Origin of the sequence: Herbiconiux liukaitaii (assembly GCF_041927495.1) — a bacterium.
Lineage (GTDB): Bacteria > Actinomycetota > Actinomycetes > Actinomycetales > Microbacteriaceae > Herbiconiux > Herbiconiux liukaitaii.
The window spans coordinates 537,952-557,437 of sequence record NZ_JBHFHG010000004.1; the positions used below are offsets into that span (position 1 = coordinate 537,952).

Below are 19,486 nucleotides of genomic sequence, written 5' to 3' on the forward strand. Positions count from 1 at the left end.
GGCGCCCTCCGTGGCTGGTTAGGATGAGGCGGACCGAGCCGCGGAGTCGCCGGCTCCGAGACGGATCGCCCGGTCGAACGCCCGGGAGGCCCACGTGTTGCACCACCACCGCACCCCACCGCGTGGCCGCACCGCGCCGATCCACACTGCGCCCGCCCACACCGCGCCGAACCGCAGTGCGTCGACCAGCAGCGCGTCGAAGCGCAGCGCCGTGCGTGCGGTGCGGCGCGCGGCGCTCGTGGTGGGGGCCGTGGTCGCGCTGGTGGGAGCATCCGTCGCTCCGGCGACCGCGCAGGCGCTTTCTCCGGCGGCGAACGCAGCGGCGTCGATCGGCCCCGCCGCGACTGCGAACGCCTCCGACCCCACCGCCACCTCCGACACCACCGTCACCTCCGATTCCAGCTCCGCGGCGTCGACTCCCAGCGTGGATGGCGGGGCGGTGCCGGTCGTCATGGGGGAGTATGACGCTCGTTCCTATGGGGTCGAGGCCGCTGCGATTCCTGCGGACCTCGCATCCGCTCTCGAGGACGACCTCGGCGTCGCTCCCGCCGAGTACCTCGCCCGGGCCGATGCCGCCGCCGCTGCGGTCGACGTGGTCGACGGGCTCGAGGCGGCCGGGGTGGAGGTCGTGGGCTCCCGCCTCGACGGCACGTCGCTCGTGGTGAATCTGCCCGAGGGCGCCTCCGCCGAGACCGTGCAGGCCGTCGAGGCCGTCAACGCCACCGCGGAGCTCGGCGATCCCCCGCCCTTCGAGCAGACCGAGCCCGCGCAGTTCCTCGCCGACGCGCAGCCCCAGCCGCAGGTGGCCGATGTGGATCCGCCAGCCGCCGATCCGACGCCGACCGCCGACCCGACGCCGGCCGCCGACCCGATGCCGGTCGCCGACCCGCCGACGGAGGTCGCGCCGGGGGCGGAGGCCGAGTCCGCGCCGGCGGCGGAGGCAGAAGTGGAGACAGCGGCGGAGGCCGGGGCGCTGGCCGCCGGGCCGCAGGCGCTCGTGGGTGGGCAGGGGTACGCGTACGCCGACGGCGCGAGCCTGTACCTCTGCTCGTTCGCGTTCAACGGCATCGACCGTGCCACCGCCCGCCCCCAGGCGCTCACCGCCGGCCACTGCAACCTCCGCGCCGACCGCGACTACTCCCGCGCCTACCTGATGCCCCAGAGCAAGCCCAACGCGCTCGAGGTCGGATCCGTGATCGGCGCGCCCCTCCGCTCCACCTACTCGCTCGGCAACGAGCTCGACTCGGGCCGCATCGCCCTCGACACCGCCGCAGTCACCCCCGTCGCCGCCGTGGGCACCTGGGGCGACGGCGCCAACGACGCCCCCGTCACCGCGGGCACCCCTCAGGCCGTGCGCGACTACTCCCGCGCCATCGTGGGCCAGCCCATCTGCAAGTCCGGCCGCACCACGGGCTGGACCTGCGGCACCGTCGAGCAGGTCGACGCCCGAGTGAACGTGCAGAGCGGCAGCGAGGTGGTCGTGGTCAACAGCTACCTCTCCGACATGTGCGCCCTGCGCGGCGACAGCGGCGGCGCCGTGGTCTCGGGCCCCTACGCCATCGGGCTGATCTCCAACGGCACCTTCACCGCTTGCGGCGAAAGTGGCGGCACCGGCACAGGCTCGAGCACCTGCACAGGCCCCTGCTTCTCCGGCACCTTCCCCATGACCGCCCGCTCCGGCTACGGCTCGGTCGTGGCCTCCCAGACCGACTGGGAGCTCTCGGTGCAGGTCGCCGCACCCGTGGTCTCGTCGCCCGCGCCGGGCGCCACCGTGCCGCTCGGTTCCGCCCTCTCCGGCACCGTGCGGGACGGCGACGTGCGCCACACCGTGCGCATCACGATCGACGGATCCCGCAGCCTCACCGCCCCCGTGCAGAGCGACGGCACCTGGCGAGCCGACCTCGTCGACCTCCCGGCCGGCCCCCACACCTACACGGCGACCGCCGTCTACGCATCCGGGGCATCGACGTCGACGACGGTCTCCGGCACCTTCTCCCTCACCCGCCCCACCGTCTCGCGCATCCAGGGTGCCGATCGCTTCGAGGTCTCGGTCGCCGTCGCCGAGAAGGCGTTCCCCACACCGGCCACAGCCCCCGTGGTGTACGTCGCGACGGGCCTCAACTACCCGGATGCGCTCAGCGCCGGCCCCGCCGCGGCCCTCGAGGGCGGGCCCCTGCTGCTGGTGCTGCCCGATCGGGTGCCGGATCGGGTGGCCGCGAAGATCGCGTCGCTGCAGCCCGAGCGGATCGTGATCGTGGGTGGGCAGGCATCCGTGGGCGCCGAGGTCGAGAGGGCGCTCGGCCAGCTCGTGCCCTCGGCCGACGTGGAGCGGCTCGCGGGCGCCGATCGCTACGAGGCGAGTCGCGCGGTGGTCGCCTCCGCGTTCCCCGCCGGAACGGTGCCGCACGCCTATTCCGCCACGGGATCGACGTTCCCGGATGCCCTCTCGGCCGGCGCCGCCGCGGGTTCGCGCGGGGAGCCCGTCGTGCTCGTGCACGGCACGGGCACTCCATCGGGCGGGGTGGATGCGGCGACCATCGACATCTTCCGCACGCTCGGCACGACCTCCCTCACCCTCGTGGGAGGCAGGAACTCGGTGAGCGAGGGTGTGCAGGCCGCGCTCGCCGGAGGCATCCCCGCCACCGTCACGCGCATCGACGGCGCAGACCGTTACGAGGCATCCCTCAACCTCAACCGGGATTCGTTCGCCTCGGCCGAGACGGTCTACCTCGCGACCGGTCAGACCTTCCCGGATGCGCTCTCCGGAGGGGTCCTGGCTGCGGCCGGTGATGCTCCCCTCTACGTCGTGCCCGGCGACTGCGTGCCGCGCGGGGTCATCACCGATCTCGCACGCCTCGGGGCCTCGAACGTGGTGCTGCTCGGCGGGCCCGCCTCGCTCACCGCGCAGGTCGCCGGCCTCGTGCCCTGCGCGGGGTGATCGCCGTGCGCCACAATGGACGCATGAGCAACAGCTATGCCGCAGCCGGAGTCGACACCGAGGCGGGCGACCGCGCGGTCGAACTGATGAAGGCGGCCGTGCAGCGCACCCACGGCCCCGAGGTGCTCGGGGGTGTCGGCGGGTTCGCGGGGCTCTTCGACGCCTCGGCGCTGCTCGGGTACAAGCATCCGCTTCTCGCGACCTCGACGGACGGCGTGGGCACCAAGATCGCCATCGCCCAGGCGCTCGACAAGCACGACACCATCGGCCAGGACCTCGTGGGCATGGTGGTCGACGACATCGTGGTGGTGGGCGCCAAGCCGCTCTTCATGACCGACTACATCGCGTGCGGGCGGGTGGTGCCCGAGCGCATCGCCACGATCGTGGCCGGCATCGCGCGGGCCTGCTCCGAGACCGGCACCGCCCTCGTGGGCGGGGAGACCGCCGAGCACCCCGGCGTCATGGCTCCCGACGACTACGACGTGGCCGGGGCCGCCGTGGGCGCGGTCGAGGCGGATGCGGTGCTCGGTGCCGAGCGCGTGGTCGACGGAGACGTGGTGCTGGCCCTCGAATCCTCGGGGCTGCACTCCAACGGGTTCTCGCTCGTGCGGCACATCCTCGCCGAGGCCGGTCTCGGATACGCCGACGAGTCGGCCGAGCTCGGCGGGGTCGTGGGCGAGGTGCTGCTCGAGCCGACGCGCCTCTACACCGGGCCGCTCGTGCGCGTGCTCGCGGATCCGGCGCTGAGCGGCGCCATCCACTCGCTCTCGCACGTGACGGGTGGTGGGATCGCGGCGAACCTCGCGCGGGTGCTGCCGCGCGGATCGTGGGTCGAGGTCGACCGCTCCACCTGGTCGCCCGCGCCCGTCTTCCGGGTGCTGTCGTCGCTCGCGGGGTCGACGCTCGAGTCGTCGGAGGGCACCTGGAACCTCGGTGTGGGGTTCTTCGCGGTGGTGTCGGCGTCGTCGGCGGCCGCTGTGACGGCGGCCATCGCGGCCGAGGGGATCCGCACCTGGCAGGTGGGGACGGTCTCGCTGTTGGGCCGGTCGGCGGCGTCGCTCGCGGCCGAGGGCTTCGAGCAGGGGGCCAAGGGCGTGGACGGCGGCGCCGTGCGTCTCGTCTCGTCGTACGCGACCGCGTAAGCGCAGGGGGTCTCGCAAGCGCGGGCCGACCCTCAGGCGCGACGGCACGCCAGAGCGCGCCGGGGGCGATCGAGCCGGTGTCAGGGGAGGCGAGTAGCCTGTCTGCATGACTACACCTGCACTTGCGCACCTGTCGGGCGGCCCGCTCGACGCCCAGATCATCCCGCTCGACGACGGAGCACCCGAGGAGCTCGTGCTGCCCTACAGCGAGGGCCAGCTCGTCTACCGCCTCGTCCCTGCCGACGAGGCCGAGGCCGTCGACGGCCCGCCCACCGCGCAGTACCGCTTCACCGAGGTCTCCGAGATCCTCAACGAGGGCACCTACAACGAAGACTGATTCCCTTCGGATCCGCCTGAGCCGCCTCACCCCGCTGGTCGGTGGGGTGAGGCGCGGCGGGTCTCATCGGGGGTCTCGCCCAGCAGGCTGCTGTAGCGCCGGGAGAAGTGCGGGTAATCGGCGTACCCGAGTTCGGCAGCCAGAGCGCTGAGGTCGGTCTGCGGTTGCGCGTAGAGCGTGGTCGCGGCCTCCTGCAGTCGTCGGCACTCGATGAGCCACTTCGGCGTCACCCCCACGTGCTCGGCCACGAGTCGTTCGAGCGCCCGCACGCCGATCCCCGCACGTTCGGCCAGATCAGCGGATCGCAGGATCCCGCGGTCGGTCTCGGCCAGCTCGCCCACCCGGTTCATCAGCCGCCCGCGCTCACCGACGCGCCCGGCCACCGGCAGCAGCCACCCCCGCAGTGCGGCCACCACCCGCCGCCGTCCGACCTCCCCGATCCCGCCGGCCGCCCCGCCAGCCCCGGCTGCTCCGGACGCCCGGCCAGCCCTGGCTGCTCCAGACTCCCCGGTTGCCCTGGTCGCCCCGGCGGCCCCGGTAGCACTGCTCGCCGCCATTGCGAGCTCCATCGCGCTGGCGACCGCAGCAGCTGCGACGACCGCGGATGCTGCATCCGCATCCTGATCGCTCGGGTACGGGACCTCCCTGCCCAGCAGTTCGCTCGGGTGCGTGTCGCCCGCGAGGAGTGGCCCGGCTGCGGGCCGGAAGAGGATGCCGACGGCCCATGAGCGCCCGGTGAGCGTCACCACGGCGAGCTTCGGATCCGGTGCGGCGAGCGTCGTGCCCTCCGGCTGCATCACCACGTTGAACGCGGGGTAGGTGAGCATGCGCTGGGGGCGGGTCTCGCCGGCGGGCACGTCCCACCGCACGGCCCAGACGTGCCGCACGAGCTCGGAGAGCCCCGGCCCCAGCCCGAACCGATCGAACTCCACCCCGACCGCCCCCGGATTCAAGTGCCCCTTCGATGCGTGCGCCTCCGCCACCTGCGCCTCCGCGACCTGCGCCTTCGCTGCGTGTGCCTCCGCTGCGTGCGTCGATTCCCGCTCCATCGCCCGCCCTCCTCCGCGCCTGCGACCGGTTGTCGCAGAAGTTCAAGACGCCGCCGTTCGCACTCCCTACCCTGGCGTCATGTCCTCAGAAAACGAAGCCGCCACCTCATCCCCTCCCGCCACCCCCGCCGAGCCCGCCGGTACCCCCGCACCCGCTCCGCGTGCCGCCGACGGGGAGCACACCACCAACGGCATCCCGCACGGCTACACCTCGCTGACTCCCCACCTCGTGGTGAGCCCGGCGGCCGCCGCCCTGGACTTCTACCGCGACGTCTTCGGCGCCGTCGTCCTAGACGTCACCCGCTTCCCGTCACCCACCCCACCCGCCGATGTTGATTCGGATGCCTCCGCTGCCGTCTCCGGCGCTCCCGAGACCGCCACCACCGTGGCCGCTGGGGGCGTCGCGCAGGCGGAGCTCGTGGCGCACGCTGTGCTCGACTTCGGCACCGGGATGCTGACGCTCAGCGATCCGCTGGCCGAGTACGGACTCGTGGCCCTCGATCCAGCGGCTGGGCACCCGTACTCCCTCGCTCTGTACGTGCCCGACGTCGATGCCGTCACCGCAGCGGCAGAGGCGGCGGGAGCGACGGTGCGCGAGCACCCGGCCACGTTCGTCTCGGGAGACCGCTTCGCCTCGGTGCTCGACGCGTTCGGCGTGCGGTGGTCGATCATGACCCGAGTCGAATACCTCTCACCCGAGGAGAGCGCCCGCCGCGTGGCGGAGTGGGCCGCCACCCAGGCCTGAACCACCATCACTCGACGCGGTCGCCGGTGTCCGCGCCCCCTGCGGCCTCGGCTATGGCTCGGGTGAGCTCCTTCGGCTTGGTGAACTGCGGCCAGTGTCCGGTGGGGAGCTCGACGACCTCCACCGAACGGATCGACGGCAGCTCGGCGAACAGCGGATGCCCCGACGCCGTGTACTCGTCGAGCTCCGCCCGGGTGAACGTGCTGGCGATGAGCGTGATGGGCACGTCGAACCGCGCCGGATCCGACAGGCGCTGCGGCGACCGCGCCACCCCCACCGGCTCCGGCACCGCCACCGAGCGGAACCGCTGCCGCAGCGGCTCGGTGAGGTCGCGCAGATCGGCCTCGCCGAACACCTCCCAGCCGGGCAGCGGCACATCCGACCCCACCGCCTCGAGCTCCTCGTTGATGGCCATGCCGTCGGCCGTGGGCCAGCTGTCGACGTAGATGCCGCGTGCCACCGAGTGCGGCCGCGCATCCGCCACCGCGTGGATGACCGATCCACCGCCGGAATGACCCACGAGCACCACCTTGCCGCCCGATGCCGTCAGCTCGTCGACGAGGGCGATGACCTCGGCGACGTGCGAGGCGAGAGTGACCTCGCTCCTGTCGTCGGAGACCGACGACATGCCCGACAGGGTGGGCGTGTGCACCCGGAAGCCGGCGGCGCGCAAGCCCGGTGCCACCTCGCTCCACGAATCGCCCCCGAGCCAGAACCCTGCGATCAGTACGACATCCATGGCCAGACGCTACAGCGCAGCACCGACACCGCCCAAGCCCCCGCCCGGGATCCGGGTGCTACTGGCCGGTGAGGCGCTCGAGGAGCTCGCGGTAGCGCAGCACCGTCTGCTCCACGATCTCGTGCGGCAGGGTGGGCGGCACACCCGATCCGTCCCAGTTGGCCGCGAGCCAGTTGCGCACGATCTGCTTGTCGAAGCTCGCCGTGCGCTCCCCGGAGTCGTAGGCCGCGGCATCCCAGTAGCGGCTCGAATCGCTCGTGAGCACCTCGTCGGCGAGCGTGATCTCGCCGGTCGCCGCATCCCGCCCGAACTCGAACTTCGTGTCGGCGAGGATGACGCCCCGCGCCTCCGCGATCGCCGAGGCCCGCGCGTAGATGTCGAGCGAGAGGTCGCGCAGGGCCGTCGCATCCTCGAGCCCCACGAGCTCGACCGTCTTCTCGAACGAGATGTTCTCGTCGTGCTCGCCGAGCGGTGCCTTGTAGGCGGGGGTGTAGATGGGCTCCGGCAGGCGGTCGCCGTCGGTGAGGCCGGCGGGCAGGGGCACACCGCACACGCTCTGCGTGGCCTGGTACTCCTTCCAGCCGCTGCCCGAGAGGTAACCGCGCACCACGCACTCGATCGGGAACATCTCGAGCGAGCGCACCACCATCGACCTGGCGGCCACGGATGCGGGCACCGGCGGCAGAGCGGATGCGTCGGCCACGAGGTGGTTGGGTACCGTCGCTAGGGCGTCGAACCACCAGCGGCTGAGTGTGGTGAGCAGCTCGCCTTTGCCGTGGATGCCGGGCTCGAGCACATGGTCGAAGGCGCTCACGCGGTCGCTCGCTACCACGAGCAGCGCGGCCGGCGCAGCGGCACCCGCACCGCCGTCGCCTTCCGCACCGGCGTCGCCACCCGCGCTCTCGGGGGTGTCGGCGGGCACGTAGAGGTCGCGCACCTTGCCGCTGTAGATGTGGCGCCAGCCGGGCAGGTCGAGCGCGCCGCCTGCCTGTCCCGCTGCGGGCCCGTTCTCGGCGCTCATGCGGGCACGACCTTGGCGCCGATGTCGGTGCGGTGCTGGGATCCGCTGAGTCCGATGCCGGCGAGCACGCCGTACGCCCGATCGCGGGCCAGCGCGAAGTCGCCGCCCGGCGCGGTCGCGACCACGTTCAGCACCCGACCTCCCGTGGCACGTATGACCGGAGCATCCCCGCTCTCGTCCCGCTCCGTGGCCGCGTGCATCACCGAGACACCCTCGACGCCCACGGTGCTCTCGAGGCCCGTGATCTCCAGCCCGGCGAGCGGCGAGCCCGGGTAGCCCTCGCTCGCGAGCACGACCGTGATGGCGGCGTCGTCGTTGAAGACGGGCCGCGGTTCCTGCCCGAGGGTGCCCGTGGCGGCGGCGAAGAGCAGTCGGGAGAGCGGGGTCTCGAGGCGGGGCAGCACCACCTGGGTCTCCGGGTCGCCGAAGCGCGCATTGAACTCGATCACCCGGATGCCGCCCGGCGTGAGGATGAGTCCGCAGTAGAGCAGCCCGATGAACGGGGTGTCCTCGGCGGCGAGCTGCCGGATGGTGGGCAGGGCGACGGTGTCGATGACCTCGTCGACGAACGCCTCCTCGCTGCCGAAGCGCTCGGTCAGCCAGGGCAGCGGCGAGTAGGCGCCCATGCCGCCGGTGTTGGGGCCCAGGTCGCCGTCGAGCAGGCGCTTGTAGTCCTGGGCGGGGGAGAGAGGGGCGACCGAGTGGCCGTCGGAGATCAGGAAGAGCGACACCTCGTCGCCCTCGAGGAACTCCTCGATGAGCACGTCTCCGTGCTCGAGCCAGTGCCGGGCGTGGGATGTGGCGGCCTCGAGGTCGTCGGTCACGAGCACGCCCTTGCCGGCGGCGAGGCCATCGGCCTTCACCACGTAGGGAGCGCCGAACGACGCCAGGGCCTCCTCGGCCTCGGCGAGGGTGCTCGCGGTGAGGGCACCGCCCGTGGGCACACCCGCGGCCTCCATGATGCGCTTGGCGAAGGCCTTGCTGCCCTCGAGCGCGGCGGCCTCGCGACCCGGACCGAACACCGGGATGCCCCGCGTGCGCAGCGCATCCGCCACCCCCGCCACGAGCGGGGCCTCGGGGCCGATCACCACGAACTGCACGTCTTCGGCGATCGCGTAGTTGGTGACGGCCTGGGGATCGTTCGCGTCGAGCCCCACGGCGATCGGCACGTCGGCCGCGATGCCGGCGTTCCCCGGCGCCGCCACGATCTCGTGCACTCCGCCGTCGCGCCCGATCGCGCCCTCGCGCAGCAGTGCGGTGATGATGGCATGCTCCCGCGCGCCCGAGCCCAGAACCAGAATCTTCACGCCCCCACCCTACCGATCCACCCCGCCCCCACCCCTCACCGCGAGTCGCGCCCACGTGTCGTCAACCGCCGCCGATCCCCGCCCAGAGCGACACAAAAGCGCGACTCACCGCGGCGCCGAGGCGGGTAGCGTGGGGGGATGGCGAAGGCGAGGATCGACGCGGGCGTGGGGGCTGCGGCCGTGAGGGCGGCGCTGGCCGACTTCGAGGGGACGGGGCGCGAGGTGCGCGCCACCGCCGTGCGCTACCTGCTGCAGGCCCTCGCCGACTCCGCCGAGGGGAACTCCGTGGAGGTGCGGGTGCCACCCTTCGGCGCCGTGCAGTGCATCGAGGGCCCCGGCCACACCAGAGGCACCCCGCCGAACGTGGTGGAGATGGATGCGCGCACGTGGATCGAGCTCGCCACCGGCTCCCTCACCTGGGCCGATGGACGCGCAGCCGCCCGCATCAGCGCCTCGGGCCAGCGCGCCGACCTCTCGGCCCACGTGCCCATCCGCTACTGATCGGAGCACCGGCCGGAGGGCGGGGGATGCGCGAAATGGAGCGGGTTCTGCGCATCCCGCTTCCAGGCGGGTGGGGGAGAATGAAGGGGTGAGTGACCAGCCCGAATTCCGCGACAGCTCCGACAACCGCACGACGGCCGAGACCGTCGACTCCGTCACGGTGCGCCGTGCGCCGCGCTACTACCGCTTCATGGCCGTGGGCCTCGCGGTGGGCGTGATCGTGACGATCGCCCTGACGCTGTCGTTCCCCGAGCAGGAGGACTTCACCCGTCTGCAGGTGCTCGGCTTCACGGGCCTCTTCATCGTGGCCATCTGCGTGGCGCTCGCGGCCGTGTTCGCGCTCGTGATCGATCGCGTCAGCCGCCGTCGAGCCCGCACCGTGCAGGCCGCACGCGTCGAAGAGCACGACGCCCCACTCGACGTCTGACGACGGGGAGCTTCACGCTTCCCCGAGGTGATGCGGCAACAGGCGATACGGCAACGCTGAGACCGAGCGGCCTTACGCCAGCTTCTGCTCGTCGGTCGGACCGTACGCCTCGTCGGTCTCGTCGTCGTCTTCGATCCACTTGGAGTAGTCCGGCTCGCCGGCCTGGGCCCCACCGAGCTCACGCTCGAGCGCCGAATAGTTCGTGTCGGGGCTGAAGTACTTCAGCTCGCGCGCGACCTTCGTGTGCTTTGCTTTTTGACGGCCACGCCCCATGCGAGACCCCCTCACGAATCGGGCCGGGCGGCAAGCCCCCGGATGAGACGAATAACGACGAAAAACTGGGGTCAGCCTACCACGCGGGTTCCGGCAGGCTCTCAGCCGCCATGCGGGCGACGGGGTACCGGGCGCACCGGCTCCCCCCGGCGCTCCTGCCCCGGGAGGGGGCGGGAACGGCGGCCGTAGAGCAGCTCGGAGGAGTCGAGCAGCCACGGCACGAGAGCGAGCGTGACGCCGTGCACGAGCATGAGCTTCTTGCGGATGCGACGGGCCTTGTGGTTGTGCAGCATCGATTCCCACCAGTGCCCCACGATGTAGATCGGGGTGTACACCGTGACCACCTCGGAGCCGTGCGCCTGCCGGTGCTTCACGATGTACTGGCAGAGGGGCTCGGCGACGTCGCGGTAGGGCGACTGGATGATGGTGAGCGGCACCTCGATGTTCATCGCCTTCCAGTCGGCCTCGAGCTTGGCGGTCTGCTCGTCGTCGATGGAGAGGTGCACCGCCTCGATCGAGTCGTGCCGGGCGGCGATGGCGTAGTCGAGGGCCTTGAGCACGGGCTTCTGCATGCGCCCCACGAGCACCACGGCGTGGTCGCCGGTGGAGCCGAAGGTGGTGAGCGGGTCGACCTCCACCTCGGTCGCCACGTCGCGGTAGTAGCGGTTGACACCCATCATGAGGATGAACAGCACCGGCATGATGGCGAACACGAGCCACGCACCGTGGGTGAACTTGGTGATCGTCACCACGATCAGCACCACGGCCGTGAACACCGCGCCGATCGCGTTGATGGTGAGCGAGCGCACGATGGCAGGGCGCGCCGAGGCGGGGGTCTCCGGATCGCGCAGCGCCGTGATCCAGTGCTTCACCATGCCCGTCTGGCCGAGCGTGAACGACACGAAGACACCGATGATGTAGAGCTGGATGAGCTGCGTGAGGCTCGCCTGGTAGACGATCAGGATGGCGGTGGCCGCGAGGGCCAGGAGGATCATGCCGTTCGAGAACACGAGGCGGTCGCCGCGGGTGAGCAGGGCCTTGGGGGCGTAGGAGTCCTTGGCGAGCACCGATCCGAGCAGCGGGAATCCGTTGAACGCCGTGTTGGCCGCGAGCAGCAGCACGGCGGCGGTGGCGGCCTGGATGACGAAGAACATGATGCTGTTGTTGCCGAAGGTGGCGGCGGCCACCTGCGCGATGAGGCTGCGCTGCGGAGTCGTCTCGCAGTTGGCGAAGCCGATGAGGTGGCACGCGTTCTCGGCGTAGTGCACGTTGGCGATGAGCGCCAGGGCGGTGAGGCCCGCGAAGAGGCAGATGGCGATCGAGCCCATGAGCACGAGCGTGCGCTGGGCGTTCTGCACCTTGGGGGCCCGGAAAGCGGGCACGCCGTTCGAGATGGCCTCGACGCCCGTGAGGGCGGAGCATCCGCTCGAGAACGCGCGCAGCAGCAGCAGGATGACCGCCGCCTGCCCCAGGCTCTCGGCCTGCACCTCGAAGCCCGCCGACTCGGCGACCGGCGCGTCGCCGAAGGCTGTGCGCACGAGGCCGATCACGATCATGAGCGCCACGCTCGCCACGAAGACGTAGGTGGGGATGGCGAAGGCCTTGCTCGACTCGCGCACCCCGCGCAGGTTGACGGCCATGAGGATGATCACGAAGCCCACCGCGAGCTCCACCCGGAAGGGGTTGAGCTCGGGGATGGCGGAGATGATGTTGTCGACGCCGGAGGCCACCGAGACGGCCACCGTGAGCACGTAGTCGACGAGCAGGGCCGAGGCCACCACGAGGCCGGCCTTCTCGCCGAGGTTCTTGTGGGCCACCTCGTAGTCGCCGCCGCCCGAGGGGTAGGCCTTCACGAGCTGGCGGTACGACGCCACCACCACGAGGAGCAGCAGGATGACCGCAGCCGCCACCCAGGGCGCGAAGCTGAGGAACGCGAGCCCGCCGATCATGAGGATCATGAGCAGCTCCTGCGGCGCGTAGGCCACGGAGGAGAGCGGGTCGCTGGCGAAGATCGGGAGGGCGAGGCGCTTGGGGAGGAGCTGACCATCGAGCTTCTCGTTGGGAAGCGGGTCGCCGATCAACCAGCGCTTCGCCGAGCGGTTTTCTTGAACCACGAGTGAGAACACTACTCCCGGCCGCGCCCCTGTCAAACCGGGTGTCGAAGCGGGCGGCCGGGAGTGCGTTCTGCGCTAGTTGTCGCCCGGGATGTCGCTGTCGGTGTACTCGCCGGATTCGGGCTCCGGCACGTTCACGTCTTCGCCGTCCTTGTCGGTGTACTCACCGTCTCGTTCGCTGTTGTGCTCGCGCTTCTCGGTCATGAGATCCTCCTCGATGTCTGAGCCGATGGCTCCTGCCGCGAAGCTACCACCGGGCCGCCGCGCGGGCCAGGGATTGCACGCATGTGCATGGCGTCACTCGCGCACGACGTCGGCGGGCGACTTGTCGGGCCGCCAGCCGCGCCACGAGGGCTGCCGCAGCCGCCCGGTCGCGGTCCACTCCGCGAACTCCACCTCGCCCACGAGCCGCGGGGTCACCCAGCGGGCGTCGCGCGCATCCTCGGCCGGCACGTCGTCGAGCGGCGGGGTCTTGCGCTCGAGCCGCGCCAGCCGGGTGGTGATGGCGTCGAGATCGCGCTCGCTGAACCCCGTGCCCACGCGACCGGCGTACCGCAGCGCGCCCTCGGCATCCGGAACCCCCATCAGCAGCGACCCCACTTGCGACGCACGGCGACCCTTGCCAGGTCGCCACCCCACGACCACCACCTCCTGCGCGGCCGTGAGCTTGATCTTGAGCCACGCCCGGGAGCGACGGCCCACCGAGTAGGTGCTCTCGCGCTTCTTGGCCATCACGCCTTCGAGGCCGAGCTCGCGGCTCGCCGCCACGGCGTGCTCGAGGTCGCCGTCGAAGGCAGGGGGCACGTGCAGCGGCCCGTCGCTCTCGGGCATCGTCTCGGCGAGGATGCGCCGGCGCTCCACGTAGGGCAGCGCGAGCAGCGACTCGCCCTCGAGCTCGAGCAGGTCGAAGACCATGAGGTCGACCTTCGTGGTGGCGCGCGCGGCCTCGACCTCGCGGGGCTTGCGGAGCCCCATGCGCTGCTGCAGGCGGCCGAAGCTCGGGCGGCCGCGGGCGTCGAGCGCCACGACCTCGCCGTCGAGCACGAGCGAGCGGCCCGCGTAGGTGGAGGCGATCGCCTCGGTGAGCTCGGGGTAGCCGGCGGTCACGTCGTTGCCGTTGCGGGTGAGGATGCGCGCTTCGCCGTCTGCGACGTCGATGACGGCGCGGATGCCGTCCCACTTCATCTCGAACGCCCACTCCGCCTCGTGGTCGAGCTCGAGCGGGGCGGCGGAGGTGGCGAGCATGGGCTTGATCGTGCGCCGACCGCGGCCGCCGGGGGGAGTCGACGGAGGTTCGGGCGCGTCGGCGGGAACGACGGAGGGGGGATCGCCCTGCGCCGCCGAGCTCCGTCGTTTCGCCGCCCCAGCGGGCGCTCCGGCCTCCTTCGGCAGCATGCGGTGGATGAGCCAGTTCTTCGCCGCCGCCTCGCCCGTGCCGGTGTGGATGAGCACGACCTTGCGCGGGTCGCCGAGCCCACCGGACGGCTGCCCGTGCAGCGTGACGATGATCTCCTTGCCGTTGCGCCACTTCTCGAGCTCGTACTCCCCGAAGTCCCAGATGAGCACCTTGCCCGCTCCGTACTCCCCGGCCGGGATGGTGCCCTCGAACGAGCCGTACTCGAGCGGGTGATCCTCCGTCATGACCGCGAGGTGGTTCGACGCCGGATCGTCGGGCACTCCCTTCGGCAGCGCCCACGAGACGAGCACTCCGTCGTGCTCGAGCCGGAAGTCCCAGTGCAGGCGGCGCGCGTGGTGCTCCTGGATGACGAAGCTGCGCCCGCTCGTGGGTGCGGGCGCCGCGGCGGGCACGGGCTCCGGCGTTTTCGTGCCGTCGCGCTTCGAGCGGTAGGTGGCGAGCCGGTCGGCGCGATCCGATCCGGAAGCGCCGGCAGCGCCGGAGCCGGAGGATGCGGAGCCGGAGGAGCCGGACCCCGCCGCCGCTGCCCCAGGGTGCGCCTCCTCCTGATCCTCCGGGCCGCGATCCGAGTGCCACACCCCTCCCGGCTCCGCCACCGAGCCCGGTTCGACCGACGACGCCGCCAGCGGATCCCCCTCCGCCGCCACTCGCTCGAGCACCTCCTCGAGCTCGAGCTGCCGCAGCCCGGGCGCCGCGATCTCCTCCCACGTGCGCGGCACCGCCACCGTCGGCCGCAGCCGCCCGCGCAGCGAGTACGGGCAGATGGTGGTCTTGTTGGCGCTGTTCTGGCTCCAGTCCACGAGCACCTTGCCGCGCCGCTTCGTCTTCTTCATGTCGCTCACCACGAGGGTGGGATGATCCGCCTCGAGCGCCCTGGCGAGCTCGTGGGCGACCGCGGAGACCTGATCCGAGGTCTGGCGCCCGTCGAGGGGCGCGTACAGGTGGATGCCCTTGCTGCCCGAGGTCACGGGCACCGGATCGAGCCCCATGTCGAGCAGGATGCGCCTCGCGTGCCCGGCCACCTCCACGCACTCGGCGAGACCGGCACCCTCGCCGGGGTCGAGGTCGATCACGAAACGGTCCGGGTTCTTGGGCCGGCCGTGCGCATCCACCCGCCACTGCGGCACGTGGATCTCGAGCGCGGCCGTCTGCGCGAACCACGCGAGGGTGGCGGCGCTGTTGACGAGCGGATACACGTTCTCGTGGTCGGAGTGCTGGATGGTGACGCGGCGCACCCACTCGGGTGTGCCGTCGTCGAGGTTCTTCTGGAAGAACACCGGTGCGTGCCAGTCGGGCGTTCCCACGCCGTGCACCCAGCGCTTGCGCGTGGCGGGCCGATTGCGGGCGTGCGGGATGAGGGTGCTCGCGATCTCGGCGTAGTAGCGGAACACGTCGGCCTTGGTGGTGCCCGTCTCGGGGTACATCACCTTGTCGAGGTTCGAGATGCGCAGGCGGTGCTCGCCCACGCGCACGAGCTGCTCGTCCCCGCTCTTCGGCACCATGCCCCAATAATGCTCCGGATCGTGGGGTCTGGATGGGGGGTTTCGCGGTTGAATGGCATATGCGATCCATCTGGAAGGGCGCCATCACGTTCGGGCTCGTCAATGTGCCCGTGAAGGTCTACGGCGCCACCGAGGACCACGACATCTCGTTGCACCAGGTGCACGATGCCGACGGTGGGCGCATCCGCTACCAGCGCCGGTGCGAGATCGACGGCAAGATCATCGACTACGAGCACATCGCCCGCGCCTACGACGACGGCGAGCGCACCGTCATCCTCACCAAGGAGGACCTCTCGTCGCTGCCCGAGGAGCGCAGCCGTGAGATCGAGGTGGTGGAGTTCGTGCCGAGCGAGCAGATCGACCCGATCATGCTCGACAAGAGCTACTTCCTCGAGCCCGACTCGAAGTCGCCGAAGGCCTACGCGCTGCTGCGCAAGACGCTCGAGTCGACCGATCGCACCGCCATCGTGCACTTCGCGCTGCGGCAGAAGACGCGCCTCGGTGCGCTGCGGGTGCGCGGCGACGTGCTCGTGCTGCAGGCGCTGCTGTGGGACGACGAGGTGCGCGAGGCCGCCTTCCCCGCCCTCGACGAGCCCACGCGGGTCTCGGCCCAGGAGCTCGAGATGGCGATGTCGCTCGTCGACCAGTTCGCCGCCGACTTCGCGCCCGAGAAGTTCACCGACGGCTACCAGGAGCAGCTGCGCACGCTCATCGAGGCCAAGCTCGCCAAGGGCGACGCCATGGACACGGATGAGACCTTCGGCCGCGAGCCGGGCGAGGCCGAGGGAGGCGGTGAGGTGCTCGACCTCATGGAGGCGCTCAAGCGCTCGGTCGACAAGAGCCGCGGGGTCACCTCGAACGTGAAGAAGCCCGAGGACGAGGTGCCCGCCGAGAAGGAGCCGGCCGCGAAGAAGGCGCCGACCAAGAAGGCACCGGCCAAGAAGGCGACGAAGGCCTCCTAGCCCGACTACTCGCCGACGCCCTCGAGGCTGCCCGTGTGCGCGCCGTCCGGGTCGACCGCCATGCACTGCACGAGGCGGTCGTCGAACTCCGTCCAGGTCTCCTCGTCGGGTGCCACCAGCGCGAAGTCGTAGACCGACTCCTCCCACGGCACGCCGATGAAGTCCTCGAACGCCTCGAAACAGCCCTCGTCGGCCGCGTACGACATCTTGTCGTCGCCCGGATAGCTGCCGTCCTCGGTGTCGGGGACCTCGAACTCGGCGTAGACCTCGTAATCGTGCGGCTCAGAGCAGTCGCGGAACTGCACGCGACCGTCGTCCCCATCCGACTCCATGAAGCAGTCGCCTATCTCGTAGGCCAGCGGCGGTTCGTCGTAGGAATCGCCCGGCACGTCGTCCTGGTCGTCGTCGTCGTCCCAGGGGCCCTGATCCCCCTCCTCCCCGGTGGCCGGCGCGCTGAGCGACGTCACGAAGGTCTGGGCTGCCACGAACGCCGTGATCCCCGTGGTCCAGAACCCTCCGGCCCCCAGGAGGGCCGCCCCCGCGACGAGGGCGACGATGCCGGCTGTCGGGATGCGGTTGCTCATCGCGCGGGTCCTTCCGGAGGGAGTGCGGAGAACGCCTCGCTCGCCAACCGGTCGTCCTTGTTCTGCGCCCGCGACAGCAGGAACACCCCGGCGATCGCCACAGCTCCCGCGAGCACGAACACGATGACCGACCACAGCGGCGCCCCGGCGGCCTCCCCGAGGATGACGATGCCGAGCACCACGGCCACCACGGGGTCGATCACGGTGAGCCCGGCCACCACGACCTCGGGCTTGTTCTCGGTGTGCGAGAGCTGCACGAAGTAGATCGACAGGCCTCCGCCCACCAGGATGCCGAGCAGGCACAGGCCGGTGAGCACCATGCCGGAGTCGAACGAGAACTCCTCGCCGAGCTCCGAGAGCGCCGACTGCACCCGCAGGATGACGGTCTTGCCGAGCGAGGCCACGAAGCCCGCGAGCACACCGCCCGCGAACACGTGCACGATCGGATGCACGGGCGCCTTGCGCACGCGCGACACGACGAACACCACGGCGATCGCCACCAGCACCACGCAGAGCACCACGAGGATGGCGACGAGCTGCGAGTCGCGGATGGGGCGCTGCACCGAGACCACGGCGGCCACCGCCACGAACACCCCCACTCCCGCGATGCAGATGAGGATGGCGCGAGCCACTCGCTTCGAGGGCAGCTTCTTGGTGAACCACGCGGTGAGCAGGGCGGCGAACACGAGCGCCGTCACTCCCACGGGCTGCACCACGATGAGCGGCGCGAGCGAGAGGCTCGCGAGCTGCACGAGGATGGCGGCCACGAGCGCGAGCGTGCCGAGCAGCCAGCCGCGGTTCGTGAAGAGCCGCCGCACCTGCTTGAATCCGAGGCCGGCGGGCGCGTCGTCGCGCGCCGAGACCTTCGTGACCCCGCGGGACTGCAGCTCGTTGCCCACCGAGAGCAGCAGGGCGGCCACGACAGCGAGCGCGATTCCCGCGATGGGCAGAGAGGTGAGGGTGACCGTCTCGGTCATGCGGCAGTCTCCATGCTCCGAATATTGCACAGAATGCGACGGACCGACCGTCTACGGGGTCGCTTGCGCGCATTCTGTGCATTACCGGAGCGGCGCGAGCCCCCAGCGCGGGTACAGCAGCTCGAAGGCCCGTGTGAAGGCGTACTCGATGGTGGCCGCCTCGTGCCCGGTGCCCGGCGAGACCACGAGGTGCGCCTGCAGGCCCGCTTCGAGCGCCGCTGCGTGCAGCGTGCGGGTGTAGCCGAGGTAGGGCTCGTCGTCGGAGCCGTCGGCGAAGACCGCCACGGTGTCGCGGTAGAGCTCGGCGGTCGCCGGATCCGAGGCGCCCTCCGCCAGGATCGTCAGCGGCTTCGCGGCGTCGAACGCGGCCTGGTCGCCGCCGAAGCCCACCTCGAGGGTGCGCTCGTCGCCGCCCAGATCGGGCTCGATCTCGCCCGAGATGTCGATGACGTTGCCCCAGATCTCGGGGAACGCGGCCGCCGAGGCGATGCTGCACTCCCCGCCGTTCGAGAACCCCGCGATCGTCCAGTCGGTGCGGGACGGCAGCACGTTGAAGGTCTCGGCGATGAAGGCCGGCACGTCGCGGTTGACGTAGCTGAGGGCATCCCCCTGGTAGCCGTCGACGCAGAGCGGATTGTTCGTGCCCGACCCGCCGAGGTGGTCGACGGACACGACGATCGGTGCGAGCCCGCCGTGCCTGGCCGCGAACCCGTCGAGCACGGATCCGATGTCGGCCACGTCGGGCGCACCCGGCTGCCCGCTCAGGAAGACGACCACGGGCAGCGCCGGGGCATCCGGCAGCCGGGCGGCCGGCGGCAGGTACACGATCGCGTCGCGCGGCGTGAACGACGGATCGGAGGCCGGGATGCTCACCGACCCGTGCGTGCTCGTGGCGGGCATCGAGGCGGGCGGCTGCCACGACTCGTACAGCGGCCCTGGCGGGTTGGTGGAGGCCGGCGCGAGCTGGGCGGTGTCGAGCGGCTGCTCGATGGAGATGTCGAGCAGGTCGCCGAGGTTCTTGAGGATTCCGAAGTCGGCCGAGATGCCGAGGGTCGCCGTCCACGCGAACAGGCCGATCGCACCGACCGCCACCACCTTGCGCCACCAGCGCGAGTGCCGCAGGTTAATGAACGCGAGGCCGACGGAGGCGCCGGCCAACACGATCCACAGCCGCGCCATGATCGCCATCGGCGAGTTGAACAGGTTGAGAACGTCCTGCACCACGATGGTGACGAGGAGGGCGGCGAGAGCTCCGCCCACGAGGGCGCTCGCCGAGGTCACGAGCCACCTGCGGGAGGGCGTGCGCACCAGCAGGAGCACGAACACGGCCGCCGCGAGCAGGTAGGTGCCCCAGAGCAGCGGGCCGTCGACGATGCGGAGCGACAGCAGCCAGGTCCAGCCGTCCATCGCCCTCCCCCCTCGTCGGCCGCCCCGGTGCGCCCTTCCCGTCT

The 19,486-nt window shown here is 71.4% G+C and carries 19 protein-coding genes; 7 read left to right on the forward strand and 12 right to left on the reverse strand.

Going from position 1 to position 19,486, the window contains the following annotated elements:
• Nucleotides 1–18: 18 nt before the first annotated feature.
• The gene (locus tag ACEXQC_RS10135) at nucleotides 19–453 is read right to left on the reverse strand and encodes a hypothetical protein (protein ID WP_374821231.1); all 435 of its coding nucleotides are present in this window, start codon (nucleotides 451–453) and stop codon (nucleotides 19–21) included.
• Here ACEXQC_RS10135 and ACEXQC_RS10140 point away from each other — a divergent pair.
• From ACEXQC_RS10140 to ACEXQC_RS10150, 3 genes are all read left to right on the forward strand, one after another.
• Nucleotides 425–2,938: a cell wall-binding repeat-containing protein gene (locus ACEXQC_RS10140; RefSeq protein WP_374821233.1), complete on the forward strand. Its 2,514-nt coding sequence runs from the start codon at nucleotides 425–427 to the stop codon at nucleotides 2,936–2,938. The two genes, ACEXQC_RS10135 and ACEXQC_RS10140, sit on opposite strands and share 29 nt — an antisense overlap.
• A gap of 23 nt (nucleotides 2,939–2,961) precedes the next feature.
• Nucleotides 2,962–4,080, forward strand: a complete 1,119-nt coding sequence (purM, locus tag ACEXQC_RS10145) for a phosphoribosylformylglycinamidine cyclo-ligase (RefSeq protein ID WP_374821236.1) — start codon at nucleotides 2,962–2,964, stop codon at nucleotides 4,078–4,080.
• Between the two features lie 106 nt (nucleotides 4,081–4,186).
• Nucleotides 4,187–4,417: a response regulator gene (locus tag ACEXQC_RS10150; RefSeq protein WP_374821239.1), complete on the forward strand. Its 231-nt coding sequence runs from the start codon at nucleotides 4,187–4,189 to the stop codon at nucleotides 4,415–4,417.
• A gap of 26 nt (nucleotides 4,418–4,443) precedes the next feature.
• On the opposite strand, the gene ACEXQC_RS10155 is transcribed toward ACEXQC_RS10150, so the two are convergent.
• Nucleotides 4,444–5,466 (reverse strand): helix-turn-helix domain-containing protein, encoded by a 1,023-nt coding sequence (locus ACEXQC_RS10155; RefSeq protein ID WP_374821242.1) that lies wholly within the window; start codon nucleotides 5,464–5,466, stop codon nucleotides 4,444–4,446.
• A gap of 79 nt (nucleotides 5,467–5,545) precedes the next feature.
• Here ACEXQC_RS10155 and ACEXQC_RS10160 point away from each other — a divergent pair, with 79 nt between their 5' ends.
• Nucleotides 5,546–6,211 (forward strand): VOC family protein, encoded by a 666-nt coding sequence (locus ACEXQC_RS10160; protein WP_374821244.1) that lies wholly within the window; start codon nucleotides 5,546–5,548, stop codon nucleotides 6,209–6,211.
• A gap of 7 nt (nucleotides 6,212–6,218) precedes the next feature.
• Here ACEXQC_RS10160 and ACEXQC_RS10165 read toward each other — a convergent pair whose 3' ends face one another.
• The 3 genes from ACEXQC_RS10165 to purD are packed head-to-tail and all read right to left on the reverse strand — an operon-like array spanning nucleotide 6,219 to nucleotide 9,278.
• Nucleotides 6,219–6,950 carry an alpha/beta fold hydrolase gene (locus ACEXQC_RS10165; RefSeq protein WP_374821247.1) on the reverse strand — a complete coding sequence of 244 codons (732 nt, stop codon included), beginning with the start codon at nucleotides 6,948–6,950 and terminating at the stop codon, nucleotides 6,219–6,221.
• A 58-nt stretch (nucleotides 6,951–7,008) separates the two neighbouring features.
• Nucleotides 7,009–7,971, reverse strand: coding sequence for a phosphoribosylaminoimidazolesuccinocarboxamide synthase (locus tag ACEXQC_RS10170; RefSeq protein ID WP_374821250.1), 963 nt, complete (start codon nucleotides 7,969–7,971; stop codon nucleotides 7,009–7,011).
• Nucleotides 7,968–9,278, reverse strand: a complete 1,311-nt coding sequence (gene purD / locus ACEXQC_RS10175) for a phosphoribosylamine--glycine ligase (protein WP_374821253.1) — start codon at nucleotides 9,276–9,278, stop codon at nucleotides 7,968–7,970. Before purD ends, ACEXQC_RS10170 begins: the two co-directional genes overlap by 4 nt.
• Before the next feature lie 138 nt (nucleotides 9,279–9,416).
• On the opposite strand from purD, the gene ACEXQC_RS10180 reads away from it, so the two are divergent.
• The gene (locus tag ACEXQC_RS10180) at nucleotides 9,417–9,779 is read left to right on the forward strand and encodes a sterol carrier family protein (RefSeq protein ID WP_374821256.1); all 363 of its coding nucleotides are present in this window, start codon (nucleotides 9,417–9,419) and stop codon (nucleotides 9,777–9,779) included.
• An 88-nt stretch (nucleotides 9,780–9,867) separates the two neighbouring features.
• Nucleotides 9,868–10,206, forward strand: a complete 339-nt coding sequence (locus ACEXQC_RS10185; protein ID WP_374821258.1) for a hypothetical protein — start codon at nucleotides 9,868–9,870, stop codon at nucleotides 10,204–10,206.
• Nucleotides 10,207–10,278: 72 nt separating this feature from the next.
• Here ACEXQC_RS10185 and ACEXQC_RS10190 read toward each other — a convergent pair whose 3' ends face one another.
• The 4 genes from ACEXQC_RS10190 to ACEXQC_RS10205 form a co-directional block, all read right to left on the reverse strand.
• Nucleotides 10,279–10,479 (reverse strand): DUF3073 domain-containing protein, encoded by a 201-nt coding sequence (locus ACEXQC_RS10190; protein WP_374821261.1) that lies wholly within the window; start codon nucleotides 10,477–10,479, stop codon nucleotides 10,279–10,281.
• Between the two features lie 101 nt (nucleotides 10,480–10,580).
• On the reverse strand, nucleotides 10,581–12,593 hold the full coding sequence (locus tag ACEXQC_RS10195; protein ID WP_374821263.1) for an APC family permease: 2,013 nt from the start codon (nucleotides 12,591–12,593) through the stop codon (nucleotides 10,581–10,583).
• Between the two features lie 75 nt (nucleotides 12,594–12,668).
• The gene (locus tag ACEXQC_RS10200; protein ID WP_374821266.1) at nucleotides 12,669–12,797 is read right to left on the reverse strand and encodes a hypothetical protein; all 129 of its coding nucleotides are present in this window, start codon (nucleotides 12,795–12,797) and stop codon (nucleotides 12,669–12,671) included.
• A gap of 93 nt (nucleotides 12,798–12,890) precedes the next feature.
• Nucleotides 12,891–15,512 (reverse strand): ATP-dependent DNA ligase, encoded by a 2,622-nt coding sequence (locus ACEXQC_RS10205; RefSeq protein WP_374821269.1) that lies wholly within the window; start codon nucleotides 15,510–15,512, stop codon nucleotides 12,891–12,893.
• A 59-nt stretch (nucleotides 15,513–15,571) separates the two neighbouring features.
• On the opposite strand from ACEXQC_RS10205, the gene ku reads away from it, so the two are divergent.
• Entirely contained in the window at nucleotides 15,572–16,474 is a 903-nt protein-coding gene (gene ku / locus ACEXQC_RS10210; RefSeq protein WP_374821272.1) for a non-homologous end joining protein Ku, read from the forward strand.
• 5 nt (nucleotides 16,475–16,479) lie between these two features.
• Here the strand turns inward: ku and ACEXQC_RS10215 are convergent, their stop codons facing one another.
• From ACEXQC_RS10215 to ACEXQC_RS10225, 3 genes are all read right to left on the reverse strand, one after another.
• Entirely contained in the window at nucleotides 16,480–17,058 is a 579-nt protein-coding gene (locus ACEXQC_RS10215; RefSeq protein ID WP_374821275.1) for a septum formation family protein, read from the reverse strand.
• Nucleotides 17,055–18,035 (reverse strand): DMT family transporter, encoded by a 981-nt coding sequence (locus ACEXQC_RS10220; protein WP_374821278.1) that lies wholly within the window; start codon nucleotides 18,033–18,035, stop codon nucleotides 17,055–17,057. Before ACEXQC_RS10220 ends, ACEXQC_RS10215 begins: the two co-directional genes overlap by 4 nt.
• An 81-nt stretch (nucleotides 18,036–18,116) precedes the next feature.
• Complete coding sequence (locus ACEXQC_RS10225) at nucleotides 18,117–19,442, reverse strand: alpha/beta hydrolase (RefSeq protein ID WP_374821281.1); 1,326 nt, start codon at nucleotides 19,440–19,442, stop codon at nucleotides 18,117–18,119.
• Nucleotides 19,443–19,486 lie beyond the last annotated feature (44 nt).